Source organism: Aurantimonas aggregata (assembly GCF_010500835.1).
Taxonomy (GTDB): Bacteria; Pseudomonadota; Alphaproteobacteria; order Rhizobiales; family Rhizobiaceae; genus Aurantimonas; species Aurantimonas aggregata.
The window spans coordinates 1-15655 of the sequence record NZ_JAAAMJ010000011.1; the positions used below are offsets into that span (position 1 = coordinate 1).

The following is a 15655-nucleotide window of genomic DNA, read 5'->3' on the forward strand; positions in this document are numbered from 1 at the left end:
GCGGCGTAGTCTCGTCCTTGGCGGGCATGGTCCCTCCGATCTGGAGTTTTTGGCGTCAGCACCCAAAAACTACGCCGGATCAGAGGCTTGGGCTAGGCCCGCCAGCCATGACGCATAATGCGGGCTAGAGCACATCCCGAGACCAGAACTGCTCGAAGCCTACATTGAAGCGATGGCTCATGCAGTGAAACAGATTCTCGTAACAGTTCCTGTCGAGATCGGACCGGTCTTCGCCTCGAAGTACATATACAAGCGCGTGACACAGGGGAAGGGTCACGCGTATTCGTTGAGTGATTACATTTATCAAAGCGTCGGCATGAGCCACAAGGTTGAGCAGGATAATCATAAGGGCTTTGACTATCGCCGCCTCGTATCAATGATGGAAAGGCACTTCCACATTGAGAGGGTTTCTGGAATCACGGGCTTGCCGACCATACTAAACACGCAGGTTGGTATTATTGCTGCATCCAAATACGGAAAGAGAAATCAATACCTTCGGACAGGGGACGCTGCAGCGGCAATCACGGACGGCCAGAAAATTGTATGAGCTACGTCAGTCAGGCTCTTTCCGAGATTGACCGCACCCGTCCATCTTATCCAGTCAACAGCATCGAGCGCTTCATTTCCCAAGGCGAAAACCACTAGTACGAGCCAAGCCAAGAGCCATCGGTGCCTCAACTTCCCGAAGACGGTTAAGGCAACCAAAAATATCACCATTCCGACGTGGATATGGACGGCTTCTCGGGAGAAGCCGGCCGCCTGAACGATAGGTTCTTTGATGTCGAGCCACCGCATACCGAGTGTCACCAATTTCCGTTCTGCGTCTTTGATCGAGCAGACAATTGCCTAAAGGCGCGATCAAACCTGTTCGACTAGTGGGTAAAACGTGTACGGGACCCAGTACTCCGCATACGCAGAGAAGTTGAGCCAGACGAACAATATTGCCATCGAATAAAGCACAATCGCGACAACGCCCAACGTGTGCTGTTTAACGAGAAGCGGCATTCGGGACAATACAGCTATCTGGATGGGGAGCATGTAGAGTGCGATGCGGTCAACAAGGGTCGAGGACGGAAGGGCCCACCATGCGATCAGCGTCGCGAAGGAGCCAATCGAAATCCACCACCAGAGTTTCAGTTCGCGCGGGCGGAAGGGTAATCGCCTCTGGAGTATAAGAAATAAAGACGCGGGGATCACATTCATGATGACTCGTATCAGTGCTCCGTCCGATTCAAGACCACGGTCCAGATACAATGATTGAATGCGATCAATTTCGTCCTCAGACGAAAAGAATAATAACGCAAACAGCCCCCCCAAAGCTATAACGATCCCTGCCCGTCCACGCAATGTAGCTAGAATAATAAAAGGCAGTACTATCGCAGCGGATCTATGGAAGAGAGCAGCGGCCACTATAAGTATTATGGCCCGTACACCTCGCCCTTCCGGCACATAGGTCAGCGCAAACATGACCAACCCAAGAGCAATTCCCTGTCGGGAGTATCCCATCGCCACCACGACGACCAAGTAGGGCACCGCTATAACCATAGCGAGCCAGGGAAAAGGCTGGGCTCTACAAAAGGCTACAAGTCCGGCCGCGAAAATAATACCGCAGATAAGATTTACCCCATGGATACCCCATCCTAGTTGATTGGAGATCCAATTTAGAAAAGCATATCCTGGGTCGCGACCTGTAAGAAGGTCACCGAGGTCTGTGTATCCAGCTACCGAATAGTGGTAAAGATAGCGGTTCCAGTCTGCTCCGACATTATGTCGTAGCCCGATAAATATAGCTAAAGCTAGAGCGCCGACCGCAGCGGCTGCCGTTAGGCGCGGCACCCGCGCAAAATTCGGGCGACTTTGGACAATTGCAGCCAGTGCGGGCCAGGCGAAGAGAATCCAGTACGGTACCATTTTGCTCGCTACGGTTTTCGCCGCCGTCTTAGCGAAGCAGACACGGCCTTCAACCTCTGCGGAAGTTTTTGCTCCGCGAGTAGCCCATCCCTTACCACAGCGCCCGATACGGTAAAGCTGGCGCAAACCGCGCGCTGCACTTGAGGCCGATCGACTGCGGCTACACTGCCACAATCGCCACCACTGGCAGACGAGGAGCCGCAGCATGACCTCCGAGCAGATCTTCCGCTCAAAGGCGCCATGGATCATGGCGACGCTGATGCAGGATTTCCCAATCGGCGTCGATGATGCCGCGGCGATCCTCGGCAATCTCGGCCATGAAAGCGGCGGCCTTACCAAGCTACAGGAGATCTCCCCGACCGCCGCGGGCTCGCGCGGCGGTTACGGCTGGCCGCAATGGACTGGCCCGCGCCGGCGCGCCTACGAAGCCTATTGTGCACGCAACCGGCTCGACCCCGCCAGCGACCGCGCGAACTACGCCTATCTCTTCCTCGAGCTAAAAGGCCCCGAGAGGAAGGCGATCGCCAAGCTGGTCGCGGCCGACGGCCTCGATCGCAAGGTCGAGGCGTTCGAGCTGGCCTTCGAGCGCGCCGGCGCAAAGCACTATCCGTCGCGCAAGCATTGGGCCCGCATCGCCCGCGAGGCATGGAACGCGTCGACGGCCGAACAGCGCCAGGCGCCGCATCTGCCGGCTCCGGCGACGCTGCCGGAGGCCGGCACGGTGCTCGAGCCGGAGATCCTGCCACCAACGGGGAATGAGATCGTGACCACTGATGGCCTGACGCCGATCGAGCAGATGAACAAGCCCGTCCAGGGCGCGATCGCCGGCATGGCGACCACGACGGTGACCGGCGCGATCCTGTTCCTGGCCGCGTCGGCCGGTTGGTTGCCGGACGCGTGGGAATCGCCGGAGGCTCTGGTGGCTCTCGCCCTGGTTGCCACCAACCTGCCGACGCAGATTACAAATTTTATCGCGTCCTATTGGGCCTGCGACAAGCGATTTGCCGGGCCCACGTCGTGAACTATGCTGACTTGCAGTCGAACGTTTTCTTCATCCTGGCTCTGGTCGGCTCGCTGGCGGCGTTCTGGTGGCGCGTGGAAGGCAAGATCGATGCGGCCAAGGCAGACGCGCTCCGCGCCGCCGAGGCGGCCGAGCGGGATGCAACGCTTCGCGCAGACGGTGCTCACACGATCGCCAACCTGTCAGTGACGCAGCTCGCCGAGTATAAGACCCACGTGGCTGAGCACTACGTCACCAAGGTCGGCCTACGGGAATCGACAGAGCACATCATGGAAGCCATTGCCGGCGTGCGAGGATCTGTCGACGCGATCGGGCAGCGGATGGACCGAGTCCTCGAGCGGCGGCCGCACGTAGATACGCGCCGAGACTGACGGATCTGCGAGCGATCCATTGCGGCCGTGAGACGCGGGCGCGCCCCGCGAAACCAAGGCATTGATTTCGGCTGTTTCTCGGATAATTCGTAATGATGGGGTCGCAGGTTCGAGTCCTGCAAGCGGCACCATTTCTCCGACAGATCAGCCGCGTCAACTTCGATGCCCTTTCGCCAGGCACTGTGGTCCGGCAGGGTTTCTTTCCCTACATATGAGGACGCACCTAACCCGACCGATGTTCGCGCTCGCCTCCAGCGCTGAACCCGGGATAAGCTCGCGCAGAGACCCGAGCAGCGCATTGACTCTTTCGACGCCAAGCTCATGCAGGATCGCGGTATAGGTATGAATACATGTCCCCGGACGGTTTACTTTCTCCACATCCCCAAGTCGGGTGGCATGAGCGCGTCACGATTTTTCCAGGACTCCTTCCCCAGCGAAGAACAGTGTCCCCACAAACTCTGGGATGATCTGGTACGGACCGAACCTGACCCTCGATGGCGCGTCTACTATGGCCATTGCGGCGGGCTCCTGCCTGTCTGGCTGCGCTCATGGCCGACCACCGTCAGCCTCCTGCGCGATCCGACGGCGCGGACCATCAGCCTCATCAAGCACGTCCTGCGGGCGAAGATACATCCGCTTCACCAATTGGCTCAGGGCCGGACGGTGGCCGAGTACTGCCTGCACCCGGTCCTGTCGCGATCCGTCCAGAACACCCAGGCCCGGTTTCTGTCCAGCCTTGCGCTTTCCCGGCAACTCGTCGCGCAGGACTCGACTGCCCATGCTGCCGTCCAGTTTGCCTTCTCCAACAGCCTTTACGCGCTGGACAGTCCCGCAGCCTTGCTGGAAACGGCTCTCACATCGATGGACGCCCTGGCTGCGGTTGGCGTCGCTGAAAAACACGATATGAGCCTCACGCTTTTCGCCAGGGTCATCGGGTTGCCGGAACCGACCGCGAGTATCCGAGAAAACGTCGCGCCGCAGTGGCAGCCCGCACTGGACGTCACCGCCGACGATTACGCCGCCGTGCAGAGCGTGACCGAGATCGACCGAATACTTTACGAACGCGGGCTCGAACGCTTCACGCAGCAGTGCAGGGAGTATGGCGTAGCGGAACACGTTCACCCTGACTGATCATCCACACGCAACGCCGGGCCTCGTCCGACCCGCTGATCTTCCGTTCTGCCGCCCGCAGGCCTGCATCGCACCCCCGGTTGCGGCCGGATGGATTTGTGGACAGCTCGAACATCATTCAACCCAGAGCGGACAGGCGGCAGGAGCCGTCAGAACCGGCTCCATCCCCGCATCCGATCAAGCGGTACAGGTAGCTTCACCGCGAAGACGAAGCCTGAGTTCGCGCGCATGCCGCGTGGCCGGATTCTAGAGCCGCGGCGCGGGCGTCCACGTCTGTGAATTTGCGTCCGGCAGCGCTGCCCGGCCACGACGCCAGCGGGGGGCCTTGCGGCCTTCGGTGCCGAACAATTCCTGCGAGAATGGTTCGGGCGTCCAGAGGGCGCGGCGCAGGGCGTCGGCTTCCTGGCGTTCGGCGGCGGACCGATCCCAGCTGGCGCGATGGTCGTTCTGTCCTTCGGCTGCCGGCTCGGCTGGATAAAGCCGGGCGAACGCGCGATTGGCGTCGGCCCAATGCTCGTGTTCGCGACCCGTCGGGCGCCCTTCGCGTTCCCAGATTTCGTAGGCAAGCGTGCGGATGATTTCCGCCTCGTCGCTCCTGCGCATTGCCGCTCCTCCCGTATGATTTTGCATCAAAGATAGGGCAGACTTATCGACTCCAAGACGGACGCATCATGAGGAAATACGCAGCCGGCAACTGACTGCTGCAACCGGCGTTCCGGACGCCGGATCAACGACGGCGGCCGGCATCCGATGATCGCGTCCCAGCAACAACGCAACTTCGCGTTATCCTCTGCCACAACGGTTCCGAGTGCAATGCAAAAACCATGAGGCAAAGCCATCGGTTCGACGATCGGGGCGCACCCTTCTCGAGGGCGAGCCGGGCGGTCACCCGGCGTCGTTGCGGAGCGAGGCCAGAAGTTCCGGGATCGCGTCGAGCCGGTCGACCAGCGCCGTCGCGCCGAGCGTTTCCGGCGCCCGGCTGGTATAGCCGCCCCGTACCGCGATCACCCGCATGCCCGCCGCGCGGGCCGCATCCACGTCGTTCTCGCTGTCGCCGACGAAGACGACGTCGTCCACCGGCAGGTCCAGGCGCTCGCAGGCAAGGAAAAGCAGGCCGGGCTCGGGCTTCTTGGCCGGCCCGGCATCGCCGCCGACAATGATGTCGAGTAGGTCGACGAGGCCGAAATGCGCCAGGATCTCGCGCGTCGCGACTTCCGGCTTGTTGGTGACGACGCCGAGGCGAATGCCGCGCTCGCGCAGGATGCGCGTCGCCTCGCTGGCGCCCGCCGTCAGGGTGGTTAGTTCCGTCGCCCGCGGCTCGTAGATCGCCAGGAAGCGCTCGACCGCCTTGTCGCGGCTGGCCGGATTGATGTCCTTGCCCAGCGCCGCATAGGCGCGCTCGATCAGCACCGGCACGCCGCGCCCGACCATGCCGGTGACAGCCGCGAGGGTGAAGGGCGGCTCGCCGTAGCTGGCGAGTGTCTCGTTGAGCGCGGCGTGGATGTCAGGCGCCGAGTCGATGAGCGTGCCGTCGAGATCGAACAGAACCGCCTTCGGCCAGTTCATGCCGCGTCCTTCCACTTGATCGAGCAGCCGATCGAGGCAACCTGCTCGCGCGGTCCCTCGCCCGTCTCGGCGATCTGGCGCATGGCGTTGAAGAGATCGCGTTCCGTGCCATCCGGCGCCGCCTCCTTGCGCGAGGCATCGATGCGGCCGCGATATTGCAGGCCGAGATCGGCGTTGAAGCCGAAGAAGTCGGGCGTGCAGACGGCGCCATAGGCGCGCGCGACGCTCTGGTCCTCGTCGTAGAGATAGGGAAAGGCGAAGCCGTGCGCGTCGGCGAAGGCGCGCATGTTGTCGAAGGAATCCTGCGGGTAGGCGGTCGCGTCGTTGGAGGAGATCGCGACGGTACCGATGCCGAGGTCTTTCAGCTCCGCCGCATCACGGACCAGCCGGTCGATCACCGCCTTCACATAGGGGCAGTGATTGCAGATAAAGACCACCAGCAGTCCGTTCGGGCCCTTGTGGTCGAAGATCCGGTGGGTCTTCCCATCGACGCCGGGAAGTTCGGCATCCACGGCCTGCCAGCCGAAATCGCAGATCGGAGGATGCGCCGCCATGGCCGTTTCCTTTCTCGCTTGGTGCCTCAGAGGCAATGAAGGGCGGCCAACACGAAAATCGAGCCGGCGCCCCGCTCACGCGTCTTCGTGGATGAGTTCGACAGCCAGCCCGGCCAGCACCGGCACGTTGCGACCGAAGATCGCCGCCTTCTCCGGATTGGAAGCGTTGCCGTCGAGCGAGCGCTTGTAGACGCCCTGCAGGATGGCCGCGAGGCGGAAGAACGAGAAGGCGAGGTAGAATGGCCAGTGCTCGATCGCGTCGAGAGCGCGCCGATCGCAGTAGCGCCGGACATAGTCGGCTTCCGAAGGGATGCCCTGGGCGGCGCGATCGACATTGCCGAGGCCCTTGAAGGCGCCGAGATTGGGCAGGCGCCACTGCATGCACTGATAGGCGAGATCGGCGAGCGGGTGACCCAGCGTCGACAGTTCCCAGTCGAGGATCGCCAGGATCTCCGGCCGGTCCTTGGCGAACATGATGTTGTCGAGGCGATAGTCGCCGTGCACGAGGCTCACCGCGCCGTCGTCCGGCGGCAGGTTATCGGCGAGCCAGGCCGCCAGTGTCTCCATGTCGTCGATCTGGTCGACCTTGGACTGGCGGTACTGCTCGGACCAGCGCGTCAGCTGGCGCTCGAAATAGTTGCCGGGCCGGCCGAAATCCTCGAGCCCCAGCGCTTCCACATCGAGATCGTGCAGGGCGGCCAGCGCGGCGTTCATCGCATCGAAGATCGCCGCGCGCTCGGTCGGATCGTCGATCTCCGGCAACGCCGGATCCCAGAAGATGCGGCCGTCGCAATATTCCATGACGTAGAACATCCGGCCGAAGGGCGAGGCCCGCTCGTCCGCCAGATGCAGCGGCTGCGGCACCGGCACGGCGGTGCCGGCGAGCGCCCGCATCACGCGGAACTCGCGGTCGACCTGATGGGCGGATTTCAGCAGCGGTCCCGGCGGCTTGGTCCGCAGCACATAGATGCCGCTCGCCGCATCGATCCGGTAGGTGGGGTTTGACTGGCCGGCCTGGAATTGCACCAGATGTTCCAGGCCCTCGAAACCGTCGACATGCGCCTCGAGATAGCGGCCGAGCGCCAGTTCGTCGATCGGCTGGTCGGCGGACTCGCGGCTCATTGCGCCGGCGGCTCGAGCACGGCGACGGTGATCCACTGCGCCGAAAGGGCCGGCTTGACGCCACCCTCGATCTCCACCGCTGCATCCCAGCTGGTCTGCAGCGTCACCGCCCGCTCGTTGAGACCGATCATCCTGAAGCGGCCGCGGACCCGCGTGCCGACGCGGACCGGATTGAGGAAGCGGACTTTGTCGAAGCCGTAATTGACGCCCATCTTCGTCCCGATGACGCCGGGCAAGGCATCGTAGGCGAGCGTCGACAGCAGCGACAGGGTCAGGAATCCGTGCGCGATCGTGCCGCCATAGGGGCTTTCTTCCCTTGCGCGAACCGGATCGACATGGATGAACTGGTGGTCGTGGGTCGCGGCGGCGAAACGGTCGATCATCTCCTGATCGACAGTGAGCCAGTCTGAGACGAATTCGTCCTTATCGAGATGCGCCCGGTAGGCCTCGATCGGAATCAGGCGTGCGCGGAGCATCGTCTCCGTTTCCGCCACGGATGCCAGTGCCATCAGGCCTCCTCGAAGAGTTCGTGTCCGGTTTCCACCGCGATGCCGCCGTCGATCGGCAGGATCGCTCCGGTGATATATGCCCCGCCGCGGCCGCAAAGGAACAGCGCCGCACCGGCAATGTCGTCGGGCGAGCCGATCCGCCCCAGCGGCACGCCGCGCCCGACCGCCGCCGCCTGTTCGTCCGTACCCGTGGCGAAGGCCGTCATCTTCGACTGGAAGGGACCCGGCGCAAAAGCGTTGACGGTGACGTGGCGGCCGGCGAGTTCCTTGGCGAGGCAGCGGGTCAGATGATGCACCGCGGCCTTGGACGCGGCGTAGGAATAGACGTTCTGGCCGAGCGGCGCCGAGCCCATCACAGAGCCGAGATTGACGATTCGGGCCGGGTCGTCCGGCGTGGACGACGCCTCGAGCAGCGGCAGCAGGCGCTGCGTCACGGTGAACAGCCCGGCAACGTTGACGTCCATCACCTTCTGCCAGGCGGCGTGCGGAAACGTCTCGAGTGGCGCGCCCCAGGAGACACCGGCATTGTTGAACAGGATCTCCAGCCGGTCCGTCCGCGCCTCGACGGCTTCTGCGAGGGTTGCGATCCCGGCCTCGCTCGAGACGTCGCCGGCAAACCCCTCGACCGTGCCGGGATGGCCCTCGGCGTTGATCGCGGCCGCGGCAGCCTCGCAGGCCTCGGCCTTGCGGGAGGCGATGAGCACCCGCGCCCCGGCGCCGGCCAAAGCGGTGGCGATCATCCGGCCGATGCCGGTCGCCCCGCCGGTGACCAGCGCGGTCTTGCCCTCCAGCGAGAACAGGCGTTGCAGGATCGGCATGTCCATGGGCACTCCCTTGCATGCGGCGTCAGGTAGCCGGCGAGCGCATCCTGGCGCGATCGTTGCCAGAGCCGGAAAGCACGCCCCCTTCATCGGCAGTTGACATCATACCCGTTGGTATGTCCAGACTTCGCCATGGAGACCGACGACCGCCCTTCCGGGGAAGGCAACCCGACCGCAAAAGCCGGCGGCCGGTCCCGGTCGACACGCGACTTTACCGTCGCCCGGGCCCATGCCGAGGCAGACGAGACGCTGGCGGCGATCCTGTCGGCGGCGGCAGCGGCCTTCCGCGAGCATGGCTTTGCCGCCGCGTCGATCGACGACGTGGCGCGCCGGCTCGGCGCGACGAAGGGGCTCGTCTATCACTACTACCGCTCGAAGAACGATCTTTTCCTCGATGTGTGCCAGCGGGGCATGGCGATCGACTTCGCGGCGGTGGCGGCGCCGGCCGCGTCGCGCGACCGTGCGGTGACGCGGCTACGGGCGATGGCCGAGGCGCATCTGACGACGATGCTGCAGCATAACGATTTCCAGCACGCGATCCTGCAGGCCGTCGCCCGCCATCTGGGCGGCCCGGCAACCGGCCAGGACGGCGAGCGGCTGGCCGGGGTAATCGCGGCGCGCGACCGCTATGAAATGCTGTTTCGCCGGACTCTTGCCGAGGCCGTCGCCGAGGGCGATCTGGCCGGCTGGGCGGATGCATCGCTCACCGGCAAGGCGTTCCTGGCGGTGCTGAATGCGCCGGTCTTCTGGTATCGCGAACAGCCGAACGAGACGGAAGCGGATCGCCGCGCCCTTGTCCGCGAACTGGCGCTATTCGCCTTGCGAGGCGCCGGGGCAAGCGAAGCCATCATCGAGGAGGAATTCGGCTCATGACCATCATGGCGCTTGGCATGACCGACCGGCTGAAACCACTCCATGCCGCCGTGCGGGACATGGTCCGCGACGAGATCGCGCCGGCCAGCGAGGAATTCCTTGCCGAAGTGCCGAAGGAAAGCCGATGGGTCTACACCGCCCGGCAGACGGCAATTCTCGAAGGGCTGAAGGCGCGGGCGAAGGCGCGGGGCCTGTGGAACTTCTGGCTGACGGATTCGGCCCGCGGCTACGGCCTGACGACGGTCGAATACGCCTATCTCGCCGAGGAGATGGGCAAGGCGCATCTGGGCGCCGAGACCTTCAACTGCTCGGCGCCCGATACCGGCAACATGGAGGTGTTCGAGCGCTACTGCACGCCGGAGCAGCAGGCGCCCTGGCTGCCGAGGCTGCTCGAGGGCGAGATCCGCTCGGCCTATCTGATGACCGAGCCGGACGTCGCTTCGTCCGACGCCAGCAACATCGCCATGGCCTGCGTCGCCGACGGCGACGACTATGTCATCGATGGCGAGAAATGGTGGTCGTCCGGCGCCGGCGACCCGCGCTGCGCGATCTACATCGTCATGGTCCGGACCGCCGGCGACGAAGCGCCGAAGCACCAGCGCCACTCGATGATCCTGGTGCCGGCAGACACGCCGGGCGTCGAGGTGCTGCGGGCGATGACCGTCTTCGGCGACGACGACGCGCCGCACGGCCACATGCATATCCGCTTTTCCGGCGTGCGGGTACCGAAGGCGAACCTGATCCTTGGCGAAGGCCGCGGCTTCGAGATCGCGCAGGGGCGGCTCGGCCCCGGCCGCATCCACCATTGCATGCGGGCGATCGGCCAGGCGGAGGTGGCGCTGGAGATGATGTGCCAGCGGGCGCTGCGGCGCGAGGCCTTCGGCCGGCAACTGGCCGATCTCGGGGCCAATCACGACATCATCGCCGATTGCCGGATGGAGATCGAGATGGTGCGCCTGCTCTGCCTGAAGGCGGCGTGGATGATGGACCAGGGCGACCGGCGCGCCGCCGCCCCGTGGATCAGCCAGATCAAGGTCGCGGCGCCGCGGATGGCGCTGAAGGTCGCCGACGAGGCGATCCAGATGCACGGCGCCGAAGGCATCAGCCAGGACCAGCCCCTCGCCCGCCTCTGGACGCATCTGCGCACGCTCCGGCTGGTCGACGGGCCGGACGCGGTGCACCGCCGGCAGGTGGCCCGGTGGGAGCTGGCGAAGCATGTGGAGGTGTGAGCGGAGCCCGTGTCAGGCGGCCTCGGCGAGCATGGAAGGCGACAGATGGCGGCTGGCTTCCATCACCTCCATCCCGACGATGCGCCCGTCCGCATCGTAGTCGAGGACGATGCCGTCGGAGACTTCTTCGCTCTCGAGAACGGCTTCGGGCGAAAAGCGGATGTATGCCGCGTCGGATTCGCGATCGTAGCGAACAGTCAGGGTCATGGTCGGCGCGCCCTTCGATCGAAGAATGCGGTGATTATGCGGATTTCGTCGGATTTTTCCATCACCACCACCCGAAGGATGCGATTGCCGTGCTCGGGGATCGCTCGATAACGTCGCTCGACGCCGGGACGCCGCGGATCGGGCAGGATCCATTCAGGCTTGTGGATCGTGCGCACGATCCACGTAAAGGCCAATTCGCGCTCGCCGATGGCATCGCTCGCATGAGCGGAGTATGCCAAGCGCTTCTCTTCCATCGCATCGGCCCCGATCGCCTTTTTCCGTCAGCCGACGATACACCGACAACGAAAGCCGGATCATGAAAGCCATCGTCTGCGAGGCCTACGGGCCGATCGAGACCCTCGCCTATCGCGACATGCCGGACCCTGTCGCGGGGCCGGGTGAGGTGATCGTCGAGGCCGAGGCGATCGGCGTGAACTATCCGGACGGGCTGCTGGTGCAGGGGCTTTACCAGGCGCGGCCGGCGCTGCCCTTCGTGCCCGGCATGGAGGTCGCGGGACGGGTGATCGCGATCGGCGCCGAGGTGATGCGGCTGGCGGTGGGCGACCGGGTCGTCGCATCGCTGCAGTTCGGCGGCTATGCCGAGAAGGTCGCGGTCACCGAAGCAGCGGCGACCCAGCTGCCCGAGGACTTCGACGCCGGTGTCGCCTGCGCCCTCGTCTGCGCCTATGGCACCGCCTATCACGCGCTGAAGCAGCGGGCAGCGCTGCAGCCGGACGAGACCCTGCTGGTGCTGGGCGCGGCGGGCGCCACCGGCCTTGCCGCGGTGCAGATCGGCCAGGCGATGGGCGCCCGGGTCATCGCCGTCGCATCCTCGGAGGACAAGCGGTCGCTCGCAGTCGGCGAAGGCGCCGACGTCGCCATCGGCTACGACGACCTTCGCGAGGACCTGAAGCGGCTGACCGACGGCAAGGGCATCGACGTGGCGTTCGACCCGGTCGGCGGCGACGCGTTCGACGCGGTCGCGCGGTCAATGGCGTGGAATGGGCGCCTGCTGGTGGTGGGCTTTGCCTCCGGCACGATCCCGCAGCTGCCGGTGAACCTTGCGCTGGTCAAGGGCTTCAGCGCCGTCGGCGTGTTCTGGGGCGCCTTCGTCGAGAAGGAGCCGGAGCAGGCCGCCGCCAACATGGCGGAGCTGATCGCCTGGACCGCCGAGGAACGGCTGCAGCCGGTGATCACCGAACGCGGACGGCTGGCCGATGCGGCGGAGATCCTCGGGCGTATCCACGCCCGCCAGACGACCGGCAAGCTGATCCTGGTACCGTAGCCGATAGGGCGGGGCCGGCTGCCGATTTGGCGGCTCATTCGAACCTCGGCCGCTCCGACGCGTTCCGGGACAGACCTCGTTTTATCCGGAGACATGCTATGGCCGCCCTGCCCGACACGATGCACGCGCTCGTCCTCAAACATGACGGCTATTCGGGCACGTCCGACGGCCCGACGATCACCGACCTGAAGGACTGGGTCTCGCTGGAGGAGATTTCGGTGCCGAAGCCCGGCGCGCGTCAGGTCCTGATCAAGATCGGCCTCGCCAACGTCAATCCGTCGGACCTGCATTACATCAAGGGCGAATATGGCCAGCCGCGCCGGCAGGGCGCCGCCGCCGGCTTCGAGGGGATGGGCGAGGTCGTCGCCGCGGGCGAGGACGAGGCCTCGCGAACGCTGATCGGCCAGCGCGTCGCGGTCGCTGCCGGGCGCACCGGCACGGGCGTCTGGGCCGAGTACGCGCTGGCGGATGCGGCCGCCGTGGTGCCGCTGGCGCCGGGCCTGCGCGACGAGGACGCGGCGGCCCTGATCGTCAACCCGATGACCGCCTGGGCGATGGTCGACCTCGTCAGGGACTACGGATCGTCCGCCTTCGTCATGACCGCCGGCGCCAGCCAGCTGTGCAAGCTGATGGCGTCGCTGGCGCGTGACCGCGACATGCATGCGATCGCCGTCGTGCGGCGCGAGGAGCATCGCGCGATGCTCGAAGGCCTCGGCGCCGGCACCGTGCTGAATTCGGCTCGCGAGGATTTCGACGAGCTGCTGGTCCAGGCGATGAAGGAGACGAAGCCGCGGGTGCTGCTCGATGCCGTCGCCGACCAGGATGCGGCCACCATCTTCACCGCGATGCCGGCCGGCGCGCGCTGGGTGATCTACGGCAAGCTCTCGCCAGAGGCGCCGAAGCTGCCGGGGCTCGGCCAGATGGTGTTCATGAAGAAGGTCATCGAAGGCTTCTGGCTGGCCGAATGGATGGCGCGGGCAACGCCCGAGCAGCGGGTCGAGGGCTTCACCGAGGTCCAGAAGCGCTTTCTTTCGGGCGCCTGGCAGACCGACGTGGCCGAGACGATTCCACTGGCCGAGGCACCGGATCGTCTGGCCGCAGCGCTGGATGGGATGAACCGCGGCAAGGTTTTCCTGCGCCCCTGACGGCCGCCCAAGCGGCGCGCTGCGACACCTCATTCTCCCGCAGCGCGGCAAAAACGACGGCTTCCCGGTTCATATGAGGCAGCATGCTTCTATATGGCCGGGGATAGAGCGCAGCGAGCAGACAGGAGACGACATGTGCGGCATTTGCGGTGAGGTCCGGTTCGACGGAAAATCAGCGTCGCCCGAACGGATCTCGCAGATGGCCGCCTGCCTGGAGCGGCGCGGGCCGGACGGGGCCGGCCAGGTGGTGCGCGGCCGGGTGGGCCTCGGCCATCGCCGGCTGAAGATCATCGACCTGACCGACAAGGCCGAGCAGCCGATGGTCGATCCCGACCTTGGGCTGACCATCGCCTTCAACGGCTGCATCTACAACTATCCGGAGCTGCGCCAGGAGCTCTCCGGCCTCGGCTACCGCTTCTTCTCGCATGGCGATACCGAGGTCATCCTCAAGGCGTACCACGCCTGGGGCCGGGACTGCGTCAAGCGCTTCCACGGCATGTTCGCCTTCGCGATCCACGAGCGCGACAGCGGCCGTGTGATGCTGGCGCGCGACCGCTTCGGTATCAAGCCGCTGTATCTGTCGCAGGACGACAAGCGCCTCTACATCGGCTCGTCGCTCCAGGCCATCCTGCGGACCGGCGACGTCGACACCTCGATCGACCGCGAGGCGCTGCACCATTACATGACGTTCCACGCCGTCGTCCCCCCGCCGCTGACCATCGTCAAGGGCGTGCGCAAGCTGCCGCCGGCGACGACGCGGATGATCGAGGCGGATGGCAGCTTCACCGACGAGGTCTACTGGGAGGCGGTCTTCGGCTCCCGCCCGGGCGACGAAAAGCTTTCCTCAAACGACTGGCGCGACCTCGTGCTGGAATCGCTGAAGACCGCCGTCGGCCGGCGCATGGTCGCCGACGTGCCGGTCGGGGTGCTCTTGTCGGGCGGGGTGGATTCGTCGCTGATCGTCGGGCTGCTGGCGGAAGCCGGGCAGGCCAATCTCAACACCTTCTCGATCGGCTTCGAGGATGCCAATGGCGAGGTCGGCAACGAGTTCGAGTTCTCCGACCTGATCGCGCGCCATTACGGCACCGAGCACCACCGCATCTTCATCCCCGGCTCGGAACTGATGGAGCACCTGCCCGGTACGATCCAGGCGATGTCCGAGCCGATGGTTTCCTACGACAATGTCGGCTTCTACCTGCTGTCGCGCGAGGTCTCCAAGCACATCAAGGTGGTGCAGTCCGGCCAGGGCGCCGACGAGGTGTTCGGCGGCTATCACTGGTACCCGCCGATGGTGGGCTCGAACGATCCGCTGGCGGCCTATTCGAGCGCGTTCTTCGACCGCTCCGACGCGACGCTGCGCCAGCAGATCTCCCCGGAATGGCATGCCGAGGGCGACGTCAGCCGCGACTTCGTCGCGCGCCATTTCGCCCAGCCCGGCGCCGAGAACCCGGTCGACAAGGCGCTGCGGATCGACGCGCACGTGATGCTGGTCGACGATCCGGTGAAGCGGGTAGACAACATGACCATGGCCTGGGGCCTCGAGGCCCGCGTGCCCTTCCTCGACCACGAGCTGGTCGAGCTGGCGGCGCGCGTGCCGGCGTCGGAAAAGCTCAAGCAGGACGGCAAGGGCGTGTTGAAGGAAGCCGCCCGGCTGGTGGTCCCGCACGAGGTCATCGACCGCAAGAAGGGCTATTTCCCGGTGCCGCAGCTGAAATACATCTCCGGCCCGTATCTCGAGATGGTCCGCGATACGCTCGGCTCGGAAGCCGCACGCTCGCGCGGCCTGTTCCGGCAGGATTATCTCGACACGCTGTTCGCGGCACCCTCCGACCACATCACGCCGCTGCGCGGCTCCGAACTCTGGCAGGTCTCGCTGCTGGAGATGTGGCTCCAGCAGCAGGGACTGTAGT

Annotated in this window: 18 protein-coding genes; 9 read left to right on the forward strand and 9 right to left on the reverse strand. The window is 65.0% G+C overall.

Annotated features, from left to right (window positions below):
* Positions 1-184: 184 nt before the first annotated feature.
* Positions 185-547: a hypothetical protein gene (locus tag GTW51_RS14105; RefSeq protein WP_163044641.1), complete on the forward strand. Its 363-nt coding sequence runs from the start codon at positions 185-187 to the stop codon at positions 545-547.
* Positions 548-858: 311 nt separating this feature from the next.
* On the opposite strand, the gene GTW51_RS14110 is transcribed toward GTW51_RS14105, so the two are convergent.
* Positions 859-2118 carry an EpsG family protein gene (locus tag GTW51_RS14110; protein ID WP_163044643.1) on the reverse strand — a complete coding sequence of 420 codons (1260 nt, stop codon included), beginning with the start codon at positions 2116-2118 and terminating at the stop codon, positions 859-861.
* On the opposite strand from GTW51_RS14110, the gene GTW51_RS14115 reads away from it, so the two are divergent.
* The 3 genes from GTW51_RS14115 to GTW51_RS14125 all read left to right on the forward strand — a co-directional run bounded on the left by GTW51_RS14115 (position 2117) and on the right by GTW51_RS14125 (position 4434).
* Complete coding sequence (locus tag GTW51_RS14115; protein ID WP_163044645.1) at positions 2117-2932, forward strand: phage tail tip lysozyme; 816 nt, start codon at positions 2117-2119, stop codon at positions 2930-2932. The genes GTW51_RS14110 and GTW51_RS14115 overlap by 2 nt on opposite strands.
* Positions 2929-3303, forward strand: a complete 375-nt coding sequence (locus GTW51_RS14120) for a hypothetical protein (RefSeq protein ID WP_163044647.1) — start codon at positions 2929-2931, stop codon at positions 3301-3303. The genes GTW51_RS14115 and GTW51_RS14120 overlap by 4 nt, the downstream gene beginning before the upstream one ends.
* 396 nt (positions 3304-3699) lie before the next feature.
* Positions 3700-4434 (forward strand): hypothetical protein, encoded by a 735-nt coding sequence (locus tag GTW51_RS14125; protein WP_163044649.1) that lies wholly within the window; start codon positions 3700-3702, stop codon positions 4432-4434.
* A 246-nt stretch (positions 4435-4680) separates the two neighbouring features.
* Here GTW51_RS14125 and GTW51_RS14130 read toward each other — a convergent pair whose 3' ends face one another.
* From GTW51_RS14130 to GTW51_RS14155, 6 genes are all read right to left on the reverse strand, one after another.
* Positions 4681-5037 (reverse strand): DUF2934 domain-containing protein, encoded by a 357-nt coding sequence (locus GTW51_RS14130; RefSeq protein ID WP_163044651.1) that lies wholly within the window; start codon positions 5035-5037, stop codon positions 4681-4683.
* A 282-nt stretch (positions 5038-5319) separates the two neighbouring features.
* Positions 5320-6000: a phosphoglycolate phosphatase gene (gene gph, locus GTW51_RS14135; RefSeq protein WP_163044653.1), complete on the reverse strand. Its 681-nt coding sequence runs from the start codon at positions 5998-6000 to the stop codon at positions 5320-5322.
* Entirely contained in the window at positions 5997-6554 is a 558-nt protein-coding gene (locus GTW51_RS14140; protein WP_163044655.1) for a thioredoxin family protein, read from the reverse strand. The genes gph and GTW51_RS14140 overlap by 4 nt, the downstream gene beginning before the upstream one ends.
* A 75-nt stretch (positions 6555-6629) precedes the next feature.
* Positions 6630-7676, reverse strand: coding sequence for a phosphotransferase family protein (locus GTW51_RS14145; protein ID WP_163044657.1), 1047 nt, complete (start codon positions 7674-7676; stop codon positions 6630-6632).
* On the reverse strand, positions 7673-8185 hold the full coding sequence (locus tag GTW51_RS14150; protein ID WP_163044659.1) for a MaoC family dehydratase: 513 nt from the start codon (positions 8183-8185) through the stop codon (positions 7673-7675). The genes GTW51_RS14145 and GTW51_RS14150 overlap by 4 nt, the downstream gene beginning before the upstream one ends.
* Positions 8185-9003, reverse strand: coding sequence for an SDR family oxidoreductase (locus tag GTW51_RS14155; protein WP_163044779.1), 819 nt, complete (start codon positions 9001-9003; stop codon positions 8185-8187). The genes GTW51_RS14150 and GTW51_RS14155 overlap by 1 nt, the downstream gene beginning before the upstream one ends.
* A gap of 135 nt (positions 9004-9138) precedes the next feature.
* Here GTW51_RS14155 and GTW51_RS14160 point away from each other — a divergent pair, with 135 nt between their 5' ends.
* Together GTW51_RS14160 and GTW51_RS14165 are read left to right on the forward strand one after the other, a co-directional pair.
* Positions 9139-9879, forward strand: coding sequence for a TetR/AcrR family transcriptional regulator (locus tag GTW51_RS14160; RefSeq protein ID WP_163044661.1), 741 nt, complete (start codon positions 9139-9141; stop codon positions 9877-9879).
* Complete coding sequence (locus GTW51_RS14165; protein ID WP_163044663.1) at positions 9876-11108, forward strand: acyl-CoA dehydrogenase family protein; 1233 nt, start codon at positions 9876-9878, stop codon at positions 11106-11108. Before GTW51_RS14160 ends, GTW51_RS14165 begins: the two co-directional genes overlap by 4 nt.
* A 12-nt stretch (positions 11109-11120) precedes the next feature.
* Here the strand turns inward: GTW51_RS14165 and GTW51_RS14170 are convergent, their stop codons facing one another.
* Together GTW51_RS14170 and GTW51_RS14175 are read right to left on the reverse strand one after the other, a co-directional pair.
* A complete protein-coding gene (locus GTW51_RS14170; RefSeq protein ID WP_246233126.1) occupies positions 11121-11315 on the reverse strand; it encodes a DUF2283 domain-containing protein in 195 nt (64 codons plus the stop codon).
* Complete coding sequence (locus GTW51_RS14175; RefSeq protein ID WP_163044665.1) at positions 11312-11569, reverse strand: DUF4258 domain-containing protein; 258 nt, start codon at positions 11567-11569, stop codon at positions 11312-11314. The genes GTW51_RS14170 and GTW51_RS14175 overlap by 4 nt, the downstream gene beginning before the upstream one ends.
* Positions 11570-11631: 62 nt before the next feature.
* Here GTW51_RS14175 and GTW51_RS14180 point away from each other — a divergent pair, with 62 nt between their 5' ends.
* From GTW51_RS14180 to GTW51_RS14190, 3 genes are all read left to right on the forward strand, one after another.
* Positions 11632-12600 (forward strand): NADPH:quinone oxidoreductase family protein, encoded by a 969-nt coding sequence (locus tag GTW51_RS14180; protein ID WP_163044667.1) that lies wholly within the window; start codon positions 11632-11634, stop codon positions 12598-12600.
* Positions 12601-12698: 98 nt separating this feature from the next.
* Entirely contained in the window at positions 12699-13745 is a 1047-nt protein-coding gene (locus tag GTW51_RS14185) for an alcohol dehydrogenase catalytic domain-containing protein (protein ID WP_163044669.1), read from the forward strand.
* A gap of 133 nt (positions 13746-13878) precedes the next feature.
* Positions 13879-15654, forward strand: coding sequence for an N-acetylglutaminylglutamine amidotransferase (locus GTW51_RS14190; RefSeq protein WP_163044671.1), 1776 nt, complete (start codon positions 13879-13881; stop codon positions 15652-15654).
* Position 15655 lies beyond the last annotated feature (1 nt).